A 22,550-nucleotide genomic window follows, 5' to 3' on the forward strand; every position below is an offset into this window, starting at 1 on the left:
AAGCGAAATTGTGGAAAACAATATTCAAGACCTCTTAAGGCGCGACATAAAGCCGCTGCAAATAGTTGTTTTGTCACAGTTTTGACTTGTCCCCGTTTGCTGTGGAGCTGGCTGTGAATAACGTGGGAGTAGCTGGCTGAAAGCCTTTAAACACGTGGCCTGTAGCGTTGTGGTTGTTTTTTGATCAGGCGTTTTTTTCGGACCGGAGGCCGGCTTTGTCAACCTTTTTGTTAACGGCAAAAACGAGTTGAAATGCGCATGGGCAGCCTGTGGATAAGTCTGTGGTTAAACTCTGGAAAGACTCGGTTGGAGGCCGTAGTTACTGGCTTGGCGCCATCGTCCCTTTCCCCCCGAATCGTGCAAATTGCCTTGGGGCTGCACGGCAGGATGGCCAGGGTCAAGCAAAAAAATTTCAAAATGGCTCGCCAAGCCTTGTACATAGCGGGTTTCAGCTTTTTTAGTTGCCCCCGTAATGTGTGGATGGGGCTGTGGATAAGGTGCGTGCACATGGCTGTAAGCCACAGCGGGTAAGGCGTTCGTCGTGTTGATCATTTTTTGCACAGAATCGCGGTCGCTGTCGGAGCTGCCGAAGGCTGCGATCTTTTGATCTTGCCGTTAAAAAACAAGATCAAAAGATCGCAGCCTTCGGCAGCTCCTACACGTGGAATGGTTGCTGGTGAGAGCGGGGCGGGGCATGCTGCCAGCTGATTTCTATCCCAATGGCTGCCCGTCAGCCGAAGCAAGGAGAACACGATGTCCAACACCCTGTTTATTACCGGCGCGACCTCCGGTTTTGGTGAAGCTTGTGCCCGTCGTTTTGCCGATGCCGGCTGGAAACTGGTGCTGGCAGGCCGTCGTGAAGAGCGTCTCAATGCTTTGTGTGCCGAGTTGTCGAAACAGACCGAGGTTCATGGCCTGGTGCTCGACGTGCGTGATCGCAAGGCTATGGAGGAGGCGATAGCCAATCTGCCGCCTTCGTTCGCCAAGCTGCGCGGACTGATCAACAACGCCGGCCTGGCCTTGGGCGTTGACCCGGCGCCCAAGTGCGACCTCGACGATTGGGACACCATGGTCGACACCAACATCAAAGGCCTGATGTACAGCACGCGCCTGCTGTTGCCGCGGCTCATCGCCCATGGCCGCGGCGCCAGTATCGTCAACCTCGGCTCCGTCGCCGGCAACTACCCGTACCCGGGCAGCCATGTGTATGGCGCGAGCAAGGCGTTCGTCAAACAGTTCTCCCTGAACCTGCGCTGCGACTTGCAAGGCACCGGCGTGCGCGTCAGCAATATCGAGCCGGGTCTGTGCGAGAGCGAGTTCTCGCTGGTGCGTTTCGCTGGTAACCAGGAACGCTACAACGCGACCTACGCCGGTGCCGAGCCGATCCAGCCACAAGACATCGCCGATACGATCTTCTGGGTGCTCAACGCTCCGGCGCACATCAACATCAACAGCCTGGAGCTGATGCCGGTAAGCCAGACCTGGAGCGGGTTTGCCATTGAGCGTAATGCTGACAAGGCGTAAGACCGTGTAACGGCCAATCGCGGGCAAGCTCGCTCCCACAGTAGATTTCCGTTGACCACACTACTTGTGAGCAACAGAGATCAATGTGGGAGCGAGCCTGCTCGCGAAAGCGGCCGGACAGTCAGCCGAGATAATCGGCCAAGCCGCGATAGCAGGTCGCCAAGTGATACGGCGTGGTCGAAGGCATATCCTGACGACTCACTTCACCCTGCTCATCCCGACACTCATACCAGCCGTTTGCATGCAGATGGCGCTGCTGCAATGCCTGTAACTGCTGTAGCACCGCGTTCTCGCTGTTCGGGCGCAGGGTCAGGGCGCGCAGGTACTCAGCCTGAGCCCAGATGCGTTGGGTGGCATCCTTGGAAAGACCCTCCAGAGTGAGCATCGCCCGCACTGCGCCTGTCTGTTGATCGACGCCCAGTTGCTCGGTGAACGCGAAGGCGCGCTCCAGTGACGTGTGCAATGCCGAACCGCGCAGTAACGGCGAAGACTCCAGAAGGAAATACCACTCGAACTGATGCCCCGGTTCAAACCAGTTATCCACAGCCCCCAGCGGTTTTTCCATCAACACATCGTGTTGCGGATCGATAAAGCGCTCGTGCATGGCTGTACATAAATCGACGAGCGCGTCTTGCACGGCGTTGTCTTCGCGCACCGACAGCGTGGCGAGGAAGGCTTCGGCCAGGTGCATCAGAGGATTCTGCAGCGGTCCGGTGTCCAGCAATGACCAGTCACGATCAAGGCTGGCTTCGTACAGGCCGTCACCCGTGGCAAAACGCTGTGCAATCACTTGCAGTGCAGCCTTCAGCACCGCCTCCACCCGAGGATCACGAATCTTGTCCCAATAATGGGCGCAAGCGAAGAGGATGAAAGCGTGGGTGTAGAGGTCTTTGCGCTGATCCAGCGGTGCTCCGTGCGGGTCGATGCTGTAGAACCAGCCACCGTGTTCGGCATCGTGAAAATGCTGCTGCAAGGAATGGAACAGCGCCGCGGCGCGTTCTTCGGCGTCTGGCACCTGGCCGATCAGGCTGGAAAACAGATACAGCTGCCGCGCACATGCCATCGCCCGATAGCGTTGAGGAGGCAGCGGTTGATGACTGGCGTCCAGTGCCTCATACGGCAGCGCCATGTCGGGGTTCCAGCCGGGTCCTTGCCAGAGCGGCACGATCACGTCCAGAAAGTGCTGTTGCACCAGGGCGAACAGTGCGGTCAATTCAGGCTGGGAGGCGGAGCGGGGAACATGCGGCATTGGCTGGCGTCGTCACGGCAGGGTTGATTGCGCGACATGGTAGCAGGCCTGAGAGATGCGGTGTCTGTTAGACCGCCTTCGCGGGCAAGCCCGCTCCCACAGGTTATTCGTCGTCCGCATACCGCGATCCGACAAAATTCCGTGGGAGCGGGCTTGCCCGCGATGAGGCCGGTTCAGGCACTAGAGAATCAAACCGCCAGCAACCAGGCACCAGTCGCCGCCGAACCCGCACCCGCCAGCCGAATCAATGGTGCGGCCGCTTGAGGCAGCACTCGAACCACTGCATAACCCGCCGCATGCAACACTGCCGTTGCCGCCACAAAACCCGCCGCATACACCCAAGGACTCGACATGTCCGGCAACTCCAACCCATGTGCCACACCATGGAACAGCGCGAACAACGCGGTCGCGCCCACCGCCAGGCTCAACGGCGGCCGCACCGCCAAAGCCACCGCCAGGCCCAGCGCCAGAACCGATGCCGCAATCCCGCTTTCCAGCGCCGGCAGGTTCAGTCCTTCAAAGCCCAGCAGCCCACCCAGCAGCATGGTGCCGACGAAGGTGCACGGCAACGCCCACCGCGCGGCGCCTTTCTGCTGCGCAGCCCATAGCCCGACTGCAACCATCGCCAGCAAATGATCGAGACCTCCGATTGGATGGCTGATGCCAGCGATCAAACCGTTATCGCCATGACCCGGGTGGGCGAAGGCGACAGCCGGCGTCAGCAGCAGGGCCATGGCGCCCAGAATGCGTTTAAGTGTCATGGATAAGCTTCCTTGTGGATAACAGTTGAGCGAGGTCAGGCCGCGGTCAGCAGGCCCTGGCGTTCGATGAAGGCGATGATTTCCTCCAGTCCCAAGCCGGTTTTCTGGTTGCTGAACACAAACGGCTTGCCGTTACGCATGCGTTTGGTGTCGCTATCCATCAATTCCAGCGATGCTCCTACCAGCGGCGCGAGATCGATTTTATTGATCACCAGCAAGTCTGATTTGCAGATTCCCGGCCCGCCCTTGCGCGGTAACTTGTCGCCAGCCGACACGTCGATCACGTAAATGGTCAGGTCGGACAGTTCCGGGCTGAACGTCGCCGAAAGATTGTCGCCACCGGATTCCACGAGAATCAGGTCGAGCCCTGGAAAGCGGCGGTTCAATTGATCCACGGCCTCCAGGTTGATCGAAGCGTCTTCGCGGATCGCCGTATGCGGGCAGCCGCCGGTCTCCACACCGATGATCCGTTCTGGTGCGAGTGCTTCGTTGCGCACCAGAAAGTCGGCGTCTTCGCGGGTGTAGATGTCGTTGGTCACCACCGCCAGGTTGTAGCGGTCGCGCAGGGCCAGGCACAGGGCCAGGGTCAGCGCGGTTTTGCCGGAACCGACCGGGCCGCCGATGCCGACACGCAGAGGTTGTGTGTTCATGTGATTCTCCAAATTAAAAGGCCCTAGGAACGGAACAGACGGCTGTATTGGCGCTCATGGGCCATGCAGGCCAGCGACAAGCCGAAAGCGGCGCTGCCACAGTGTTCGGGGTTGATTCGGGTGGCGTTTTGCTGGGCCTGTTGCAGCAGTGGCAGCAGTTCGCTGGTCAGGCGTTGCGCGGCTTGCTGGCCCAGGGGCAGGGTTTTCATCAACACGGCCAGTTGGTTTTCCAGCCAGCTCCAGAGCCATGCCGCCAGCGCGTCTTGCGCACTGATGTGCCAGGCGCGAGCGGCCAGCGCCCAACCGAGGGCCAGGTGTGGTTCCGGGTGTTGTTCGAGGAAGGCGCGGGCCGAGGCATCCAGTTCCGGCAAGCCATTGAGCAGTTGCTGCAGGGAATAACCCATTTGCCGGCTTTCCTGGTGCAGCTCGCGGGTTTCCCGGCTCGCGCGATGCTCCTCACATCGCTGTAGCAGTTCGGCCCAGTTTTCCTCGGCCGCGGCCGTGCAATGGGCGAGCAGCAGCGGCGCTTCAAAGCGTGCCAGGTTCAGCAGCAGTTGATCGCTGATCCAGCGTCGTGCACTGTCGGGATCATTGACACGGCCGTTATCCACAGCCATTTCCAGGCCTTGGGAATAGCTGTAGCCACCAATCGGCAATTGCGGACTGGCCAGACGCAGCAGCGCCCAGGCTGGATTCATGAACGCACGCCGAACTGGTGCAGTTTCGGTGGGTAGTTGAAATCTTCGTCGCCGTGGCGTGAAGGGTGATGGCCACCGCCGTAGGCACCGTGTTCCGGCTGAAACGGCGCTTCGCTGTCCTCGACCCTGGCCCCCAGTTGTTCGAGCATGGCCTTGAGCACATAGTCATCGAGCAGACGCAGCCAGCCATCCCCGACTTGCAGGGCCACGTGGCGGTTTCCCAGGTGATAGGCGGCGCGGGTCAGTTCGAACGCATTGGCGCAGGTGACATGCAGCAATTGTTCGGCTCGGGCGCGGACACGGACGATGCGCCCGTCTTCGGCCTGCAGACATTCGCCGTCATAAAGCGGCGGTTGACCGCGCTCCAAAAACAATCCGACGTCTTCACCCTCGGCACTGAAACAGCGCAGACGGCTTTTGCTCCGGGCCTCGAAGGTCAGGTGCAATTCGGCGGCCCAGACGGGTTGAGGGTCGATTCTGCGATGAATCACCAGCATCGGAAGGCTTCCAGCAATGAACAATAGTCAGGCTAGAGCAAGGGGCTTGCCAATAGAGCGATGTGTAGGAAATAGGCGTCGAAGCCTGTAAGACGTTTGGGCGTGAAGCAGAAAACTGAATTAATTTGGTGCGAGGACGAGTGCGATGCACCAATTTGCGACGCACACAAAACTCGTCCATACACCGTCGGAGCTACTTGGTCGGAGCTATTCGGTACTTCCGAGCCCCTGCCAATGCTTTAACCCGATAAAGATGAAGCGCAGCTGCTGGGTAATCTTCGCCTGCGGCGTCAGATGTTCGGGCAGTGCCTGCGCCGGCGGGTCAATGATGTCTGGCAAGGTCGCAAACACGCTCTTGACGATCAGATCGGCCATCACGCTGAGAGCGGCGATATCGAGGTGTTGCAGTTTCGGCATCAGCGACAAATCAGCCGCCAGGTCCGAGCTGATGTCTTCGCGCAAACGACCGATGGCCAGGCGCACCGGCAGCGAGCCACCGTATTGCTCGCGGGCCAGAAACAGGAATTGCGAACGGTTGGCCGACACCACGTCGAGAAAGATTCGCACAGAAGCGTCGATGATGCCGCCCATGACGAACTCGTTGTGGCGCACCAGGCGGATGGTTTCGCGGAAGGTCTGACCGACTTCGCTGACCAGCACCAGGCCCAGTTCATCCATGTCGGCGAAATGCCGGTAGAAACCGGTAGGAACAATGCCGGCGGTCCTGGCCACTTCGCGCAGGCTCAGGCTGCCGAATCCTCGGCCGCATTCCATCAAGTGGCGGGCAGCGTCCATCAGGGCGTAGCGGGTCTGTTGTTTCTGTTCGGCGCGGGGCAGCATCGCAAGGGTGTTTTTCTGGAGAGGGACAGCGACGCACTCTAGCAAATAGGCTTTGCCGGCGTCGAACGTCTATCGGGGGATCTTGCGGGGAAGTACGGCGTGTATAAAGAGAAGCGCAATAAAGTCAAAAGCCCAATCCGTGGATTGGGCTTTTTTTCAGGGCCGCCATGGGCTTAGCTCAAGGCGCTGTTGCGTTCGATGACGCGGTCACCACCACCTTCAGCCAGGATTTGACCTTGTGGGGTGCGATCGGAACCGCCTTCAGCCAGGGTTTGACCTTGTGGCGTGCGATCGGAACCGTCAGCGGCCAGGGTTTGACCTTGTGGGGTGCGATCGGAACCGTCAGCGGCCAGGGTTTGACCTTGTGGGGTGCGATCGGAACCGTCAGCGGCCAGGGTTTGACCTTGTGGGGTGCGATCGGAACCGTCAGCGGCCAGGGTTTGACCTTGTGGCGTGCGATCGGAACCGTCAGCGGCCAGGGTTTGACCTTGTGGCGTGCGATCCGAGCCATCTTGAGTGATCAGGCCTTTTTCTTTCAGGCGATCATTGCCACCTTCGGCGACGGTTTGGCTGAATACCGAGTGGCTGAATTTCACTTGCGGAGTGGCCTGGTCAGCTGCCGGCAGGGCAAAAGCAGTGCTGGCCAGCATTGAGAGAGTAAGGCTAAGCAGTAATTGGCGTTTCATGATTGGATGCTCCGTAGGAGGGCGATAAAGTGGGTACGAGGGCAATGTTACTCTCGATAAGTCGATATAAAAGTTCATAAACGCAATGGTAATAATCAACGGAATTGATTGTTCGCTGAAAAGGCTCTAGAACGGGTGTTTTCGCAGGAAGGTTTTGCACAGATGTGGGTATTTTCGACTCACTCGCGTCACGCAAAAGTGCGGTTGCGGTAACGCTGAAGCGGGGGATAAGCCCGTGACCGAACGGCTATTTATGTGCGAATCAGTCTTTCCATTAAACCTGCGGCCGGTTTTTCAGTCCTAGATGTCATGGCAGGCCGGTTCTGGCCTAACGTTTCACACATGCGTCGCAGTCAGGGCGCTCAGTCGTATCAGGAGCTCTGTGCAATGACGCGCACTCGTAAAACTCTTCTCTGGACGGTTGCCAGCCTGGTTGTCTTGCTGGCCGTACTGGTTCTGGTCATCGCGTTCTTCGATTGGAACCGGATCAAACCTCCACTCAATGCCAAAGTGTCTGAAGAGCTGCACCGCCCGTTCGCCATCAATGGCAACCTGGCGGTCATGTGGCAGCGCGAACCCGACGAAGGTGGCTGGCGGGCCTGGGTGCCGTGGCCGCATGTAGTGGCCGAGAACCTGAGCCTGGGCAACCCGGACTGGTCGAAGCAGCCGCAGATGGTCACCCTCAAACGCGTCGAACTGCGCATTTCACCTTTGGCCTTGCTGGCCCAACGCGTGGTGATCCCGCGCATCGACCTCACCGAGCCCAATGCCGAGCTGCAGCGTCTGGCTGACGGCCGCGCCAACTGGACATTCAAGTTCGATCCCAAGGATCCTGACGCCGAGCCTTCGAACTGGGTGGTGGACATTGGCGCGATCGGCTTCGACAAGGGCCACGTCACCCTTGACGACCAGAGCCTGAAGACACAGCTTGACCTGATCATCGATCCGTTGGGCAAACCGATTCCATTCAGCGATATCGTCGGTGACAAAGCGGCGAAAACCGCGCAGGAGAAGGGCGCCGCCCCCCAGGATTACGCGTTCGCCCTGAAGGTCAAGGGCCACTACCACAACCAGGGACTGGCAGGCGAAGGCAAGATTGGCGGCCTGCTGGCCTTGCAGGATGCGACCAGGCCGTTTCCGCTCCAGGCCCAGGTCAAGATCGCCGACACCCGTGTCGAGCTGGCCGGCACCCTGACCGATCCGCTGAACCTCGGTGCGTTGGACTTACGGCTGAAACTGGCCGGTACCAGCCTCGGCAATCTCTACCCGTTGACCGGCGTGACCCTGCCGGATACGCCACCCTATGCCACCGACGGTCATTTGATCGCCAAGCTCCATGAGCCCGGTGGCGCTGTGTTCCGCTACGAAGCGTTCAACGGCAAGATCGGCGCGAGCGATATCCATGGCAGCCTGGCCTATGTCGCCAGCCAGCCACGGCCGAAACTCAGCGGCTCGCTGGTTTCCGATCAATTGCTGTTTGCCGACCTGGCGCCCTTGATCGGCGCCGACTCGAACGCCAAGCAAAAAGCCCGTGGCGGCGAAAGCAAGCAACCGGCGGACAAAGTATTGCCGGTCGAAGAGTTCAAGACCGAGCGCTGGCGCGATATGGATGCCGACGTCGAATTCACCGGCAAACGCATCGTCCACAGTGAAAAACTGCCGTTCAACGACCTTTATACCCATGTGGTGCTGACGGACGGCGTGCTCAGCCTGGAACCGCTGCGCTTTGGCGTGGCGGGTGGCAAGCTGGATGCGCAGATTCGCCTGAACGGTCACACCGAGCCATTGGAAGGCCGGGCGCAACTCACTGCTCGCGGATTCAAGCTCAAGCAGCTGTTCCCGACGTTCGAACCGATGAAAACCAGTTTCGGTGAGCTCAATGGCGACGCCGACATCACCGGGCGTGGTAACTCGGTGGCCAAATTGCTGGGCAGCGCCAACGGCAACCTGAAGATGCTGATCAACGACGGCGCCATCAGTCGCGAGTTGATGGAGCTGGCCGGGCTGAACGTCGGCAACTATGTGGTCGGCAAGATCTTTGGCGACAAGGAAGTGAAGATAAACTGCGCGGCCGCCAATTTCGACATCAAGACCGGTCTGGCAACCTCGCAGCTGTTTGTCTTCGACACCGAGAACGCGATTATCTATATCGATGGCACGGCGAACATGGCGACTGAGCAACTGGACCTGACCATTTCTCCGGAATCCAAGGGTTGGCGTTTGATCTCGTTGCGTTCGCCGCTGTACGTGCGGGGCAAGTTCATCAAGCCGGATGCCGGCGTGAAGGCGGTACCGCTGCTGTTGCGTGGTGCGGGGATGGTGGCATTGGGTGTGATTGCCGCGCCGGCGGCTGGATTGCTGGCCTTGGTGGCCCCTAGCGGAGGCGAGCCGAATCAGTGTGCGCCGCTGTTGGAGCAGATGAAGGCAGGCAAAGCGCCAAAGACGGTTAAAAACTGATTTGCATCAAAGTTGATGACTCCCGGTTTTTGCGTCCGGGAGCAATCACTGTCAGTCGTTGGGATATTTCTCGACGTCATGCGGATGTGCGTGGGATAGGTAGCAATCCTGTTTCAATTTGGCTACCCAGTTTTTTTACAATGGTATCTCTGATCAGGCTGTATTGACGCTCGTCGAGCGTACTGTGCAGCAAATAGATATTGGGTTTTCCATCATCAATGGGCAGCATCAGAGGTTGGCTCAGGATATCGATATCAATCGGGAGGGTTGTGTCGAACGCAATCTGCAGACTCAATACCGTCTTGTCGCTGAGAACGATGGTCAGTTCTGTATAAGTGCCGAAGGTAGCACCGGAACTATTAGCGTTCATTTTTTCGATCAATTTTTCGATTGCCGAGGAATCGCTTTTCAGCCGTTTTAGTTGCGAAAAAGCGTTAGCCAGAATTTTTTTGTCATGAGCGGGTAGGGCGCTTCCGGAGCTTTTCACTACGAGATCCAGTAAGCTGCCAGGGATGAACTCGCTTCGCTGGACCACCTGGCTATTCAACGTCCATTTGAGATTGCCGACAAGTTCCTTATAGGTTGACCAGGATTTTTCCCGGGAACTACTTCGCTGTGCTGCCACCAGCTTTGCATATAAACTTGAATTTATAACGTCGCTCTTGAAAGTGTCATCAGGTGTGTTGCAAAAAACCATGAGGTTTTCAGCAACAAGATAGAGATCGAAAGTTGATCTGTCCATGAGTCCTTGTCCAAATGTAAAGCGGGAAGTGGTTGAATCGGCATTTTTTGCCGATTCAATTATTTAGAGTTCATTAAAAATCGGGAAGATCTTTAATGAACTGTTTTCCGGCTTCAGTGTACTTGTTGTAAAGGTCGCTACGCAGGCGCGAAAACGTGTTGGTGTCAAGGTAGGTGCGCACGGCACCGGATTTTATCGTGGTGGACTGCTTGGTGGATTTCCAGAACAGGATGCCGCTAGTGCTTTCGCGCGCGTCTAGGGAGATGCAGTTGAGTACCATGTTCGGCTGGTTGTTTTTATCCACCCAGACCGGCGCAATGTCGAACTTTGATTGTTTTCCGAGTTGGCTATTGCGGTCAAAGATTTTGATGGCGCCAGGATCTTTTTGCACGAGATCTACTGCCTGTTTTGCAACAACTGCGAGCGTTGCAGCCGCAGGAGCTCCGATCAGACTTGCTGCGATTTCAAGAGCGATCTGATCCATGGTCAGTCCAATTTTTTGAATGGTGATTTCTTGTAAGTTTTTGTTTTGAATGACCCAGCCCAGCTTGTCCAGACCGTCTACATAGTATTTGTACCACTCAAAAATTTGCGCGTCGTCCGGATAGAGTTTGGTGGCGGCATTTTGCATCACTAACTTGCATAGGTTGACGTCGTCAATGATGTCCTTTGAAACGCCAGGCAGAAATGCATCAATGGTGTCGGGCATGACACTGGCGGTGGGTTTGTTAATGTCATGCGCTGGTGCGCTGGCAAATGAGCGAGGCGTAATAATCAGTTCGTCAGAAACTGGCAGTGCGGGTAAAGAGTCAACGAATTCAAGTCGTTCTTCTACGTGCATACTGTATTCCTTTACTTGTTTTATTAAACAACCGACGGGTTGTGGTCGTTAGAATAAGTCCATATTGAATAAAGTCTAGATGTGGTTTGTAACTTAAGGTTTGAGTTTGCTGGAGTATAAATAAAAGCCTCATCGCGATTGGCGCGATGAGGCTTTTACTGAGGATTATAGGTCTTTCAGAATATCGGCCATGTCATCCGCATGCTCTTCTTCCTGAGCCAGAATGTCTTCAAAGATGCGGCGGGTAGTAGGGTCTTGTTCGCCGATGTACTGAATGATCTCGCGGTAGCTGTCGATGGCGATGCGCTCGGCGACCAGGTCTTCATAGACCATTTCCTTGAGCGAATTGCCGGCCACGTATTGTGCGTGGGAGTTTTTCGACAGCAGGTCGGGGTTGAACTCGGGTTCACCACCCAGCTGCACGATGCGTTCGGCCAGGCGGTCGGCGTGTTGGGCTTCCTGGGTCGCGTGCTCGAGGAATTCGTCGGCGGCGACCTGGGCTTTGAGCCCGTTGGCCATGAAGTAGTGACGTTTGTAGCGCAATACGCAGACCAGTTCGGTGGCCAGCGATTCGTTGAGCAGACGTAGCACTTCTTCACGGTCGGCGCTGTAGCTTTCGGTCACGGCACCGTTCTCGACGTTCTTGCGCGCACGTTCGCGCAGGGTGGTTACATCAGACAAATGCATGTCGCTCATCTCGATCTCCTGGAGGCTAATCCGTTTTGCGTCACCTTCTGTGGAAGTGATCGCTACTTAAGGTGTGAGTAATGAGGGACACAAAAAGTTTTATGTATTTTGGCATTGGAAAAGATCGCAACCTGCGGCGGCTCCTACAGGGAAATGCGTGCGGGGAAAGCCTGCGATCCGGGCATCAGGCCAGACAATCGGGCTTCTTCCTGCAGCCATGCAAAAAACGCCCGGACCGGCGGATGCCGTTCGCGACCCGGCACGCAAAGAGCGCTGTACCCGGCACCGTTGACCTGAATGTCGCCCCGATAAGCCACCAGTAAACCGCTGGACACACTCTCGGATACCAGAATATTACTCGCCAGCACCAGGCCTTGCCCGGCGATGGCGGCTTGCAGGGCGTAATGTTCTTCATCGTATTCCCGGACCGCCGGTTGCCCCGTCAGCCAGGTTTCGCCGGACTGCGCGCACCAGGCAACCCAGCCATGGGCGTAGAGCCTGGAATTGTGCCAGCGTACGCTGATCAGCGTGGGTGCCCGCCGCCCGGCCAAGGCCACTTGTTCCGGCGAGCCATAGACACCGAAGGATTCGTCGAAAAGGCACAAGCCATAAAGGTTCGGATAGTCATCGAGGCTGTAGCGCACTGCCAGGTCGACGCTGGCGTCCTGATGCAAGTCGACGACCTCGCAATGAGTGTCGAGCCGCAGGCTGATCGTAGGGTGGCAGGCGTAAAAGCGTCCAAGACGTGGCACCAGCCAGAGGGCGGCGAAAGCGGCGGTGGTGGAAATCGTCAGGCTCGCAACGCTGCGTTGCGGGCGCAAAGTGTCGACGCTTTGCGCAATGTCCAGCAAGGCGCCGTGCAGGCTGTGGAATAGCCGTTCACCGCACGCGGTAAGGCGCACTTGTCGTGGCAGCCGCTCGAACAGCGGCACACCGAGCCAGCTCTCCAGCGAACGAATCTGATGGGAAACCGCGGTTGGGGTTACCGAGAGCTCTTCAGCAGCAGCCTTGAAGCTCAACAAGCGTGCAGCGGATTCAAAGGCACGCAGGGCAGTGAGCGGCAGCGAGGCAAACATATTAATAACTCCATAAATGAAATCAATTCATCCAGAATGATTTTTGTTCATTTGAAGAGGGACGGCTTCGCGCTGCAATCTGCAAGACACAAGCAGATTGAGTTTAATCCTTCAGGAGATTCAGATGAGAAAAATTCTAGCCATTCACGCCAGTCCCCGTGGCGAGCGTTCTCACTCCCGGCGCTTGGCTGAGGTGTTTCTTTCGGCCTGGCAGGCCAGCCATCCGCAATCACATTTGACCCGCCGCGAAGTCGGCAGGGCCCTCATTCCGCCGGTCAATGAAGCCTTCGTCGCCGCGGCGTTTTATCCCGACCCCGAGGCGCGGCCGCTGTCGATGCAGGCCGATCTGGCATTCAGCGATGAGTTGGTTGGCGAGCTGCTTGGTCATGATTTGCTGGTTATCTCCACGCCGATGCACAATTTCAGCGTGCCCAGCGGCCTGAAAGCCTGGATCGATCAGGTCGTACGGCTTGGGTTGACCTTCAATCACACCCTGGACAACGGCGTCGCCCAATATGAACCGCTGGTACGCGGAAAAAAGGCCCTGATCGTCACCAGTCGGGGCGGATTCGGTTTCGGGCCTGGTGGTGAACTGGAAGCCATGAACCATGCCGATCCGTTGCTGCGCACGGCGTTGGGTTTCATTGGCATTACCGACATCACGGTGGTGGCCGCCGAGGGTGAAGAGTCCGCCGAGCGCACTTTTCAGATTTCCGCGGCCGAGGCCGAGCAGCGTTTACTCACACTGGCCAGGGAGTTCTAGATGGCCTGGCTGTTTTTACTGATCGCCGCCGGGTTCGAAGTCACCTTCGCCATGGGCATGAAGTACGCCGATGGCTTCACTCGACTTTGGCCCTCGCTGATCACGGTGGCAGCCGCGGTGGGCGGGATTTACTTCCTGACTCTGGCCATGCGCGAGCTGCCGGTGAGCATCGCTTACCCGATTTGGACCGCCATTGGCTCACTGGGCACCGTATTCCTGGGGTTCGCGCTGCTCGGAGAAAGCCTGACGGCCGTTAAATTGGTGTCGGTGGGGTTGATTGTGGCGGGAGTGGTGGGGTTGAAATAGGGCGATTGTCATAGACTGGTCGTCGAGTCGTCATATTCGATGTCGAAGCTTGGCGGATGTTTTGCCTGCCGCCTTGCTTCATCTCACCGATCACAAGGATGTTGCCCATGTCACAAGGTTCTGCCACCCGGTACCCGTTGGTACTGGTCCCGGGAATGCTCGGGTTTATCCGTCTGCTGCTCTATCCGTACTGGTACGGGATCATCTCGGCGCTGCGCCGGGATGGGGCGACCGTGATTGCGGTGCAGGTATCGCCGCTCAACTCAACCGAGGTGCGCGGTGAGCAACTGCTGGCGCGGATCGAGGAGATTGTGCGGGAAACCGGGGCCGAGAAAGTCAATCTGATCGGCCATAGCCAGGGCTCGCTCACCGCCCGTTATGCCGCCGCCAAACGCCCGGATCGGGTCGCCTCGGTCACGTCGGTGGCCGGGCCCAATCACGGTTCGGAGCTGGCGGATTACCTGCACAGGCACTACCCGACAGACAGCGCCAAGGGTCGGCTGCTGGGCTTTTTGCTGTGGCTGATCAACGCGTTGATGAGCCTGCTGGAAACCGGCTATCGCGGGCCGAAGCTGCCCGTGGATATCCCGGCTTCGCATCAATCGCTGACCACTGAGGGTGTGGCGCTGTTCAATCAGCATTATCCACAGGGGTTGCCGCAAACCTGGGGCGGGCAGGGGCCGGAAGAGGTCAACGGCGTGCGCTATTACTCCTGGTCCGGGACCTTGCAGCCGGGGAAAACCGATCGGGGGCGCAATCTGTTTGACGGGACTAACCGCAGTTGCCGGTTATTTGCCAGGACCTTCGTGCGCGAAGTCGGGCATTGCGACGGGATGGTCGGGCGGTACAGCTCGCACCTCGGGACGGTGATTGGCGATGAGTACCCGCTGGATCACTTCGACATCGTCAATCAGTCGCTGGGGTTGGTGGGCAAAGGCGCGGAGCCGGTTCGGTTGTTTGTCGAGCATGCGGCGCGGTTGAAAGCAGCGGGGGTTTAGACCGCGTTATCGTTCATCGTCGGAATGCCGCCCAGACCAAGCCCGCTCCCACAGGGACCGCGCGTGACTTGTGGGAGCGGCGGTGCGGCGATCCGACTTGCCCGCGATGGCGCCAGATCAGGCAATGCTGACCTTACGGCCCAACACGGTGGTCCAACGTTCCGACAGAATCACCCCACCCAAGGTCAACACCCCACCCACCAGGTGATATGTCGCCAATTGCTCGTGCAGCACCACCGCCGCAATCAACGCCGTGATCAACGGCAGCAGATTGAAAAACAGTGTGGTCCGGCTCGGCCCCAGGCGCATAACCGCCTGCATCCACGCCAGCGGCGCAATCATCGAGGCGAGCAGGCAGGCGTACACCACCAGCGGAATGTTTTGCAGAGTCAGGCCGATTTTCGGTGAGGCCAGGAACAGTGGAAACAGCACGACCACCGCCACCAGCACCTGCAAATACAGCAACACCAGCGGTGGCAAGCGCAGTTGCCACTTTTTCAGCAGGGTGCTGTAGATCGCATAGGCCAGGGTAGCGATCAGCATCATCGCGTCGCCCAGGTTTACCCCGTGCTCGAGCAATGCACTGAGGCTGCCGGACGACACCACCACCAAAACTCCCGCAAGCGACAGTACGGCACCGGCCAACGCACCAGCGGTCAGGCGCTGGCCGAGGCTGATGATCGCCATGGCCAGCGACATCAGTGGCATCAGTGACAGGATGATCCCCATGTTCGTGGCCGAGGTCAGCGTCGCGGCGAAATACGCCAGGCTTTGATAGACCGCCATGCCCAGCACACCGAGGATGAAGATCTTGCCCAGGTTTGGGCGGATCGCCGGCCAATGGGTGATCACCGGTTTGAGCATGAATGGCGTGAACAGGATCCCTGCCAGCAGCCAGCGGTAGAAGCCAATCTCGGCGGGGAAAATCGCTCCAGCCGACATTTTGGTGATCACGGTGTTGCCGGCCCAAATGAAAATGGCCAGCAGGGGATAAGCGTATTGCATTGGAAAAAACCAGAACATTAATGAGGCGTGATTATCTCCTGTCTGGATACAAGCCTATACTGAGATCCGGACAACCTGCCCCTGATGACAGACAGCATGAACAGCAAACACATTGACCTGCTGGATTTCAGCGAACTGCCTTCGCCGGTGTACTTCCGTTATGCCGACTTCGATGCGCACCGCTACGCCTCGGCTCACCGTCATCCCTGGGGCACGCTGGAGTATTCGGCCCACGGCGTACTGCACATGGAAATCGGCGGCAGCCGCTTCATGTCACCGCCGCAATACGCGGTGTGGGTACCGCCGCAGACCGAGCACAGTTTCTACAGCAATCAGCCGATCAATTATCGTGCGGTCTGTCTGGCTCCGATCTTGTGCCACGACCTGCCGCAACAGGCCTGTACGCTGGCGATCAGCGACATTCTCAAAGCGATCCTCAAGGACTTTGCCACCCGGGATGTGAAAATTCCCGAGCATGAAGCCGACAAGCGTCTGGCCCAAGTGCTGGTGGACCAGCTGCAACAGGCACCGGTGCATGAGTGTTTCTTGCCCTATGCCAGCAGCCCCGGATTGCTCGGGATTCTGGAATCCTTGCAGGCGGAACCGGGCGACAATCGACCTTTGGCATACTGGGCGGCGCAGATTCACGTCAGCGAACGGACCCTGGCGCGGCAGTTTGTGCGCGAGTTGGGCATGAGTTTTGGCGAGTGGCGCCAGCGTTTTCGCTTTCTGGCGGCGATTGAAGCGCTGGACAGCCATCGCAGCATCCAGGAAATCGCTTTCGACATGGGCTACAGCACAGGGTCGGCGTTTATCGCGATGTTTCAACGCCAGGCCGGATGCACACCGGAGCAGTATCGACGCAGCCACCTGGAGCGCCGATGAAGGTGTAACAGGTGTTGTCTACACTGCAGACGAGGCCGCGCCCCTCGCTGCGGCAACAAGGAGAAAACTCCATGAAGATGTTGCATGTCCCTTTGTTGATGATCGGTGTACTGATGTGCGCCCAAGGTTTCGCCGCCACTGACCAACAGAACAAGATGACGACCTGCAACGCCGACGCCACCGCAAAAAGCCTCAAGGGCGATGAGCGCAAGGCCTTCATGAGCACTTGCCTCAAAGCTGCGCCGGCAGCGGATGCCGCCAAACCCATGACTCCCCAGCAAGAAAAGATGAAAACCTGCAACGCCGATGCCGCGACCCAGGCGCTCAAGGGCGATGCGCGCAAGGCGTTCATGAGTGAGTGCCTGAAGAAAAAATAAGTCATCGGCTAGGGGCGAGATATTTGCGGTGACCATGCTGGCCCCATCGCGGGCAAGCCCGCACCCACAGGTATCTGTGCTGCACAAAGAATGTGCAGGCGTCGAGATCCCTGTGGGAGCGGGCTTGCCCGCGATGAGGCCTGAAAGAACGCTGAAAGTCCGACAAAGGTCGACCTACACAATCCCTAGTGCTGTCACCGGAACGCTGGCAGACTGCCAATCCTTTTACGCCGTTCGTTTTGAGGCTGTATGCCAACGTTTTCTCAACGCCAAGTCTTGCTGATAATCAGTTGGGTCATCATCTTTGGTGGTTTGCTGCTGGTGATCCCGTTGCGACTGCTGCCCAGCCTGCTGGCCGGGCTGCTGGTGTTCGAACTGGTCAACATGCTCACCCCGCAGTTGCAGCGGCTGATCGAAGGTCGGCGTGCGCGCTGGCTGGCGGTGGCGTTGCTGGGCACATTAGTGGTGAGTGTGCTGGCGTTGATCTTTGCCGGCGCGATCAGCTTTCTGCTGCATGAGGCGGAAAACCCCGGCGCTTCCCTCGACAAATTCATGGGCGTGGTCGACCGGGCGCGGGGGCAACTGCCGCCGTTCATCGACGCCTATCTGCCTGCCAGTGCCGCCGAATTCCGCGTGGCGATCGGCGAGTGGATGAGCAAGCACCTGAGTGACTTGCAGCTGGTGGGCAAGGACGCGGCGCACATGTTCGTGACGCTGCTGATCGGCATGGTGCTGGGGGCGATCATTGCCTTGCAGCGGGTGCCGGACGTGACCAAGCGCAAGCCTCTGGCAGCCGCACTCTTCGATCGTTTACACCTGCTGGTCCAGGCGTTTCGTAACATCGTGTTCGCCCAGATCAAGATTTCCCTGCTCAACACCTTCTTCACCGGGATTTTTCTGGCGGTGGTTCTGCCGATGTTCGGCATCAAGCTGCCGCTGACCAAGACCCTGATCGTGCTGACCTTCCTGCTCGGCTTGTTGCCGGTGATCGGCAACCTGATGTCGAATACCCTGATCACCATTGTCGGTTTGTCGCTGTCGATCTGGGTGGCGGTGGCGGCGCTGGGTTACCTGATCGTTATCCACAAGCTCGAATACTTCCTCAATGCGCGCATTGTTGGCGGGCAGATCAGTGCCAAGTCGTGGGAGTTGCTGTTGGCAATGCTGGTGTTCGAGGCCGCATTCGGCCTGCCGGGGGTGGTGGCAGGGCCGATTTATTATGCGTATCTGAAGAGTGAATTGAAGCAGGTGGGGATGGTTTGATCAGGTAGAGATGTGTTGCCTGATCCGACGCTTTCGAGGGCAGGCTCGCTCCCACAGGTTCGGTGTCGTGCCCAATGCCGGCGAACGACACAAAACCTGTGGGAGCGGGCTTGCCCGCGAAGGGCGCGACTCGGTCTCAGATCAATCCATCGCGCCGTAACGCTTCATTGCCTCAATCGCCAACCCGCTACCAATGCTGCCAAAGATGTTCCCCTCCACATGCCGCGCATTCGGCAACATCGCCGAAACACTGTTGCGCAGCGCCGGAATCCCGCTCGAGCCACCGGTGAAGAACACCGTATCCACCTGATCGACCCGCACATTGGCATCGTTGAGCAACTGCGTGACGCTGTTGCGCACGCGCTCGAGCAGGTTGTCGATGGCCGATTCGAACAGTGCCCGGCTCAGCTCCACGCTCAATCCCGGCTCGATGCGGTCCAGCGGCACATGGCGGCTGTCGGTGTGGGTCAGCTGGATCTTGGTTTCTTCCACTTCCATGGCCAGCCAATGCCCGGCGCGCTGGTCGATCAGCTTGAACAGACGGTCGATGCCGCCGGTGTCTTCGATGTCGTAACGCATGCTGCCCAGGGCCAGGGTCGACTTCTGCGAGTACACCGAGTTGATGGTGTGCCAGGTCGCCAGGTTCATGTGGTGGCTGGTGGGCATGTAGGCGCCGCTCTTCATGCGGCTGCCGTAGCCGAACAGCGGCATCAGGCCCTGCAGGCTCAGCTGCTTGTCGAAATCGGTCCCGCCGATGTGCACGCCACCGGTGGCGAGGATGTCGTCATGACGGTTGTCGTGGTCGCGGCGCTCAGGAGACAGGCGCACCAGCGAGAAGTCGGAGGTACCACCGCCGATGTCGACGATCAGCACCAACTCTTCCTTTTCGATGGTCGACTCATAGTCGAACGCCGCTGCAATCGGTTCGTACTGGAACGACACATCTTTGAAACCGATGGCGCGGGCCACATCCACCAAGGTGTTTTCCGCTTCCTGATCGGCCATCTCATCGTCGTCGACGAAGAATACCGGACGACCCAGTACCACTTCATCGAACTCCCGCCCGGCGGCCGTTTCAGCGCGCTTCTTCAATTGGCCGATGAACAGCCCGAGCAGGTCCTTGAACGGCATCGCGGTGCCAAGGACGCTGGTGTCGTGCTTGATCAGCTTGGAGCCCAGCAGGCTCTTTAGCGAGCGCATCAGGCGGCCTTCGTAGCCTTCGAGGTACTCGTGCAGCGCCAGCCGACCGTACACCGGGCGACGTTCCTCCATATTGAAGAAGACCACTGACGGCAGGGTGATCTTGTCGTCCTCCAGCGCGATCAGCGTTTCCATGCCGGGGCGCAGCCAGCCGACGGTGGAGTTGGACGTGCCGAAGTCGATACCACAGGCACGGGCTGGAGATGCGTTTTTCATGTCTTTCAGGTTCCGGTTAAAAAACGGCCGCGCAGTGTATGTCACCGCGGCACAGATTCGAAGGCCGACTATCCGCTAAATCTCAGCTATTAGCGCCTTGAAAGACTATCCTTTGCCCCAAACTTGTCTGCATTGGGCCTGGCAGCCACAGGACGGTCGCAAAAACCGCCCACTGCTGCCGATAAACTTCTGATGCGCTGCCCGGTCACAACCTTGAGATCGGTCAAACCCTGCGCTGCAAATAAGTGCATGCTCTGGCAGGTGGCGCGATATCGATAACGGATGGTGATTCCTTCGATGGACTTCAAAGACTATTACAAGATTCTCGGTGTGGAGCCGACAGCAGACGATAAGGCGATCAAGGCCGCCTATCGCAAGCTGGCGCGCAAATACCACCCCGATGTCAGCAAGGAAAAGGACGCCGAGGCCAAGTTCAAGGACGCGTCGGAAGCCTATGAGGCGCTGAAAAGTGCGGACAAGCGCGCCGAATACGACGACTTGCGCAAGTACGGCCAGCACGGCCAACCGTTCCAGGGGCCGCCGGGTTGGCAGGGGCGAGGCGCTGGCGGTTTCGGTGGTGGTCAGGACACGGGCGATTTTTCGGACTTCTTCAGTTCGATCTTCGGCGGCCGCGGTCCTGGTTTTAATGGTGGACAGTCGCGTCGCAGCACCGGACGTCGAGGGCAAGACGTGGAAATGGAATTAGCGGTTTTTCTGGAAGAAACCCTGTCGAACGAGTCGAAGAAGGTCACCTTCCAGGTGCCGCAGTACAACGCTGCCGGCCAGCATGTCAGCAATACCAGCAAAAGCCTGAACGTGAAGATCCCGGCCGGCGTGGCCGACGGCGAGCGTATCCGCCTCAAGGGCCAGGGTGCACCGGGTGTCGGCGGCGGGGCCAATGGCGACCTGTATCTGATCATCCGTTTTGCGCCGCACCCGAAATACGATGTGGAAGGCGAGAATTTGATCATCACGCTGCCACTGGCACCGTGGGAGCTGGCGCTGGGCACTGAAGTCGCGGTGCCGACCCTGACCGGCAGGATCAATCTCAAGATCCCGGCCGGCAGCCAGAACGGCCAGCGCATGCGCGCCAAAGGCCACGGCCTGATGAACAAGACCGGCGAGCGTGGTTACCTGTTCGTGCAACTCAAGGCCGTCATGCCGAAAACCTCGGACGACGAGGTCAAGGCGCTGTGGCAGGAACTGGCGAAAAAAGCCGCTTTCAATCCACGAGAACACTTCTGATCCAAGAGACGGAGTAGCCCATCATGAGCAACCCCCTGATCGTTCAACTGGACATGGCAGAATTCTGTGAGGCGACCGACCTGTCGGACGTCTACGTGATCGAAATCGTCGAGCACGGCATCCTCGAACCTCAGGGCGAAGAGCCCAAGGATTGGCGTTTCAACGCTTATGAGCTGGCGCTGGCCAAGCGTGCCGCCAAGCTGCGGCACGACCTGGAGCTGGAGTGGGAAGGTGTTGCCCTGGCGCTGGACCTGCTTGAAGAGGTCCAGCAGCTAAGGGCGGAGAATCGGATGTTGAAGCAGCGGTTGGGGCGGTTGGTGGTGGAATAACCTCTCAACATCCTGATGTACGGACTGCTGACCGTAGGGGCAAGATCGCAGCCTGCGGCAGCTCCTGCACAAAGCCCTTGTTTCAGATCTGGCGGGGCAACACCACGGTAAATAGCGTGCCGTTGGCCTCATTGGAGCTGACCTCGATCGTCCCCGCGTGGGCGTTGACCACTTCCTTGACGATAAACAGGCCCAGGCCGAGGCTGGTGGAGGGCTGGCCGAGCTCTTCATCGGCATTGCGTACCAAAGGATCGAAGATGGTGCCAATGGCATTCTCGGGAATCGGCGTGCCGTAGTTGTGCACCGTGAGACGAACCGTATCTGGCTCGCCAGTGAGGCTTATCGTCACATCCCGCTTGTTCAAACCATGCTGCAATGCGTTACCGATCAGGTTTTGCAGGAGTTGATCCAGGCGCCCGGCATCCCAGACGCCTCGGGTGTCTCCCGATTTGTTCAGTGTCGGATCGCATTCCGGGTTTCCTGCACAGGCTTCGGCAATCGCGGCATGGGCCGCGTCGGCCAGGTCCATGGGCACAGGCTCGATCGGCAGGCTCTTGCCCAGGCGACTGCGCACCAGCTCCAGCAAATCGCCGACCATCACCGCCATGTGCCGCGCACCGCGCTTGATGTTGATCGCGCACGTCAGCGCATCGCCTTCGAGCTTCGCCTTGCGCAGCAGCAGTTCGGTGGACATGCTCACCGCTTGCAGCGGCGCACGCAGGTCGTGGCCGAGGATTGCCAGAAAGATATCTCGCGAGCGATTGACCTGTTCGGCATAGGCCGCGGTGGACTCGGCGAGGGCTTCGTCGATCGCTTCGTTGAAACGGATCATGTCCTGGAAATAGGTCATGTCCGGCGATTCCAGGCTGTCGACCCACAGACGGATCACGCAGGCGCGCAAATGGCGGAACTCGGACGTCATTTGCACCAGATCGAACCCGACGTTGTGGCGCAGCTCGCCATGACAGGCCGCGGCCCGGTCCAGGCTCGGGGTTTTCTCCGGGCCTTCGCCTTTGGCTTTGGCCGCCTGTTCGCTGGCGGTCTGTGCCTTACGCATATCGGCTGATGCGGCGAGCAGGATCGACTTTGCGTGATCGCGCAATGTCGTGCGGTCCAGCGAATCGTCGACGCTGATGGTTTCGGCAAATGTTTCCCATTCATCAACGATGCGATCGACGTGCTGCACGATGAATTCAGATAAACGCATGGCTGGGTATCTGCATTGGCAATGATAGCCAAAGAGTGTGGCGCATCC

At 58.5% G+C, this 22,550-nt stretch carries 24 protein-coding genes; 10 read left to right on the forward strand and 14 right to left on the reverse strand.

The annotated features are described in order from the left end of the window. The first annotated feature begins 753 nt into the window (after positions 1 to 753). Complete coding sequence (locus ACA067_RS02565) at positions 754 to 1,524, forward strand: SDR family oxidoreductase (RefSeq protein WP_497460481.1); 771 nt, start codon at positions 754 to 756, stop codon at positions 1,522 to 1,524. A gap of 121 nt (positions 1,525 to 1,645) precedes the next feature. On the opposite strand, the gene ACA067_RS02570 is transcribed toward ACA067_RS02565, so the two are convergent. The 7 genes from ACA067_RS02570 to ACA067_RS02600 form a co-directional block, all read right to left on the reverse strand. Next, positions 1,646 to 2,773: an AGE family epimerase/isomerase gene (locus ACA067_RS02570; RefSeq protein ID WP_497460482.1), complete on the reverse strand. Its 1,128-nt coding sequence runs from the start codon at positions 2,771 to 2,773 to the stop codon at positions 1,646 to 1,648. Between the two features lie 188 nt (positions 2,774 to 2,961). After that, on the reverse strand, positions 2,962 to 3,534 hold the full coding sequence (locus ACA067_RS02575; protein ID WP_497460483.1) for a HupE/UreJ family protein: 573 nt from the start codon (positions 3,532 to 3,534) through the stop codon (positions 2,962 to 2,964). Between the two features lie 35 nt (positions 3,535 to 3,569). Further along, positions 3,570 to 4,184: an urease accessory protein UreG gene (ureG, locus tag ACA067_RS02580; protein ID WP_008157381.1), complete on the reverse strand. Its 615-nt coding sequence runs from the start codon at positions 4,182 to 4,184 to the stop codon at positions 3,570 to 3,572. A gap of 23 nt (positions 4,185 to 4,207) precedes the next feature. Further along, entirely contained in the window at positions 4,208 to 4,882 is a 675-nt protein-coding gene (locus ACA067_RS02585) for an urease accessory protein UreF (RefSeq protein WP_497460484.1), read from the reverse strand. Continuing rightward, positions 4,879 to 5,379, reverse strand: coding sequence for an urease accessory protein UreE (gene ureE, locus ACA067_RS02590; protein ID WP_497460485.1), 501 nt, complete (start codon positions 5,377 to 5,379; stop codon positions 4,879 to 4,881). Before ureE ends, ACA067_RS02585 begins: the two co-directional genes overlap by 4 nt. 207 nt (positions 5,380 to 5,586) lie before the next feature. After that, positions 5,587 to 6,219, reverse strand: coding sequence for a TetR family transcriptional regulator (locus ACA067_RS02595; RefSeq protein ID WP_497460486.1), 633 nt, complete (start codon positions 6,217 to 6,219; stop codon positions 5,587 to 5,589). Between the two features lie 173 nt (positions 6,220 to 6,392). Beyond that, positions 6,393 to 6,905, reverse strand: a complete 513-nt coding sequence (locus tag ACA067_RS02600) for a WD40 repeat domain-containing protein (protein ID WP_497460487.1) — start codon at positions 6,903 to 6,905, stop codon at positions 6,393 to 6,395. A gap of 387 nt (positions 6,906 to 7,292) precedes the next feature. On the opposite strand from ACA067_RS02600, the gene ACA067_RS02605 reads away from it, so the two are divergent. Next, complete coding sequence (locus ACA067_RS02605) at positions 7,293 to 9,362, forward strand: AsmA family protein (protein WP_497460488.1); 2,070 nt, start codon at positions 7,293 to 7,295, stop codon at positions 9,360 to 9,362. A 76-nt stretch (positions 9,363 to 9,438) separates the two neighbouring features. Here ACA067_RS02605 and ACA067_RS02610 read toward each other — a convergent pair whose 3' ends face one another. The 4 genes from ACA067_RS02610 to ACA067_RS02625 form a co-directional block, all read right to left on the reverse strand. Next, positions 9,439 to 10,104: a hypothetical protein gene (locus ACA067_RS02610; RefSeq protein ID WP_497460489.1), complete on the reverse strand. Its 666-nt coding sequence runs from the start codon at positions 10,102 to 10,104 to the stop codon at positions 9,439 to 9,441. Between the two features lie 73 nt (positions 10,105 to 10,177). Further along, entirely contained in the window at positions 10,178 to 10,945 is a 768-nt protein-coding gene (locus tag ACA067_RS02615) for a hypothetical protein (protein ID WP_497460490.1), read from the reverse strand. A 165-nt stretch (positions 10,946 to 11,110) separates the two neighbouring features. Continuing rightward, a complete protein-coding gene (locus tag ACA067_RS02620; RefSeq protein WP_150763626.1) occupies positions 11,111 to 11,641 on the reverse strand; it encodes a ferritin-like domain-containing protein in 531 nt (176 codons plus the stop codon). A 134-nt stretch (positions 11,642 to 11,775) separates the two neighbouring features. Next, the gene (locus ACA067_RS02625) at positions 11,776 to 12,708 is read right to left on the reverse strand and encodes a LysR substrate-binding domain-containing protein (RefSeq protein ID WP_497460491.1); all 933 of its coding nucleotides are present in this window, start codon (positions 12,706 to 12,708) and stop codon (positions 11,776 to 11,778) included. A 124-nt stretch (positions 12,709 to 12,832) separates the two neighbouring features. Here ACA067_RS02625 and ACA067_RS02630 point away from each other — a divergent pair, with 124 nt between their 5' ends. The 3 genes from ACA067_RS02630 to ACA067_RS02640 all read left to right on the forward strand — a co-directional run bounded on the left by ACA067_RS02630 (position 12,833) and on the right by ACA067_RS02640 (position 14,775). Then, positions 12,833 to 13,471, forward strand: coding sequence for an FMN-dependent NADH-azoreductase (locus tag ACA067_RS02630; protein WP_497460492.1), 639 nt, complete (start codon positions 12,833 to 12,835; stop codon positions 13,469 to 13,471). Further along, positions 13,472 to 13,777 (forward strand): DMT family transporter, encoded by a 306-nt coding sequence (locus ACA067_RS02635; RefSeq protein ID WP_497460493.1) that lies wholly within the window; start codon positions 13,472 to 13,474, stop codon positions 13,775 to 13,777. A 107-nt stretch (positions 13,778 to 13,884) separates the two neighbouring features. Further along, on the forward strand, positions 13,885 to 14,775 hold the full coding sequence (locus ACA067_RS02640; RefSeq protein WP_497460494.1) for an esterase/lipase family protein: 891 nt from the start codon (positions 13,885 to 13,887) through the stop codon (positions 14,773 to 14,775). A 117-nt stretch (positions 14,776 to 14,892) separates the two neighbouring features. Here the strand turns inward: ACA067_RS02640 and ACA067_RS02645 are convergent, their stop codons facing one another. Next, positions 14,893 to 15,780, reverse strand: coding sequence for a DMT family transporter (locus ACA067_RS02645; protein WP_497460495.1), 888 nt, complete (start codon positions 15,778 to 15,780; stop codon positions 14,893 to 14,895). 96 nt (positions 15,781 to 15,876) lie between these two features. Between ACA067_RS02645 and ACA067_RS02650 the strand changes: the two genes are divergently transcribed. The 3 genes from ACA067_RS02650 to ACA067_RS02660 all read left to right on the forward strand — a co-directional run bounded on the left by ACA067_RS02650 (position 15,877) and on the right by ACA067_RS02660 (position 18,305). Continuing rightward, the gene (locus tag ACA067_RS02650; RefSeq protein WP_497460496.1) at positions 15,877 to 16,665 is read left to right on the forward strand and encodes an AraC family transcriptional regulator; all 789 of its coding nucleotides are present in this window, start codon (positions 15,877 to 15,879) and stop codon (positions 16,663 to 16,665) included. Between the two features lie 71 nt (positions 16,666 to 16,736). Continuing rightward, a complete protein-coding gene (locus tag ACA067_RS02655) occupies positions 16,737 to 17,042 on the forward strand; it encodes a PsiF family protein (RefSeq protein WP_497460497.1) in 306 nt (101 codons plus the stop codon). A gap of 249 nt (positions 17,043 to 17,291) precedes the next feature. Further along, positions 17,292 to 18,305 carry an AI-2E family transporter gene (locus ACA067_RS02660; RefSeq protein WP_128874339.1) on the forward strand — a complete coding sequence of 338 codons (1,014 nt, stop codon included), beginning with the start codon at positions 17,292 to 17,294 and terminating at the stop codon, positions 18,303 to 18,305. 141 nt (positions 18,306 to 18,446) lie between these two features. Here the strand turns inward: ACA067_RS02660 and ACA067_RS02665 are convergent, their stop codons facing one another. Beyond that, positions 18,447 to 19,721 (reverse strand): Hsp70 family protein, encoded by a 1,275-nt coding sequence (locus ACA067_RS02665; protein WP_497460498.1) that lies wholly within the window; start codon positions 19,719 to 19,721, stop codon positions 18,447 to 18,449. A gap of 297 nt (positions 19,722 to 20,018) precedes the next feature. Between ACA067_RS02665 and ACA067_RS02670 the strand changes: the two genes are divergently transcribed. Both ACA067_RS02670 and ACA067_RS02675 read left to right on the forward strand, forming a co-directional pair. Continuing rightward, positions 20,019 to 20,966: a DnaJ C-terminal domain-containing protein gene (locus ACA067_RS02670; RefSeq protein WP_497460499.1), complete on the forward strand. Its 948-nt coding sequence runs from the start codon at positions 20,019 to 20,021 to the stop codon at positions 20,964 to 20,966. A 23-nt stretch (positions 20,967 to 20,989) separates the two neighbouring features. Beyond that, complete coding sequence (locus tag ACA067_RS02675) at positions 20,990 to 21,295, forward strand: chaperone modulator CbpM (RefSeq protein ID WP_497460500.1); 306 nt, start codon at positions 20,990 to 20,992, stop codon at positions 21,293 to 21,295. Between the two features lie 82 nt (positions 21,296 to 21,377). On the opposite strand, the gene ACA067_RS02680 is transcribed toward ACA067_RS02675, so the two are convergent. Then, on the reverse strand, positions 21,378 to 22,502 hold the full coding sequence (locus tag ACA067_RS02680) for a sensor histidine kinase (protein WP_497460501.1): 1,125 nt from the start codon (positions 22,500 to 22,502) through the stop codon (positions 21,378 to 21,380). Positions 22,503 to 22,550: the final 48 nt, after the last annotated feature.

The sequence above is a fragment of the Pseudomonas sp. LBUM1674 genome (assembly GCF_059695635.1).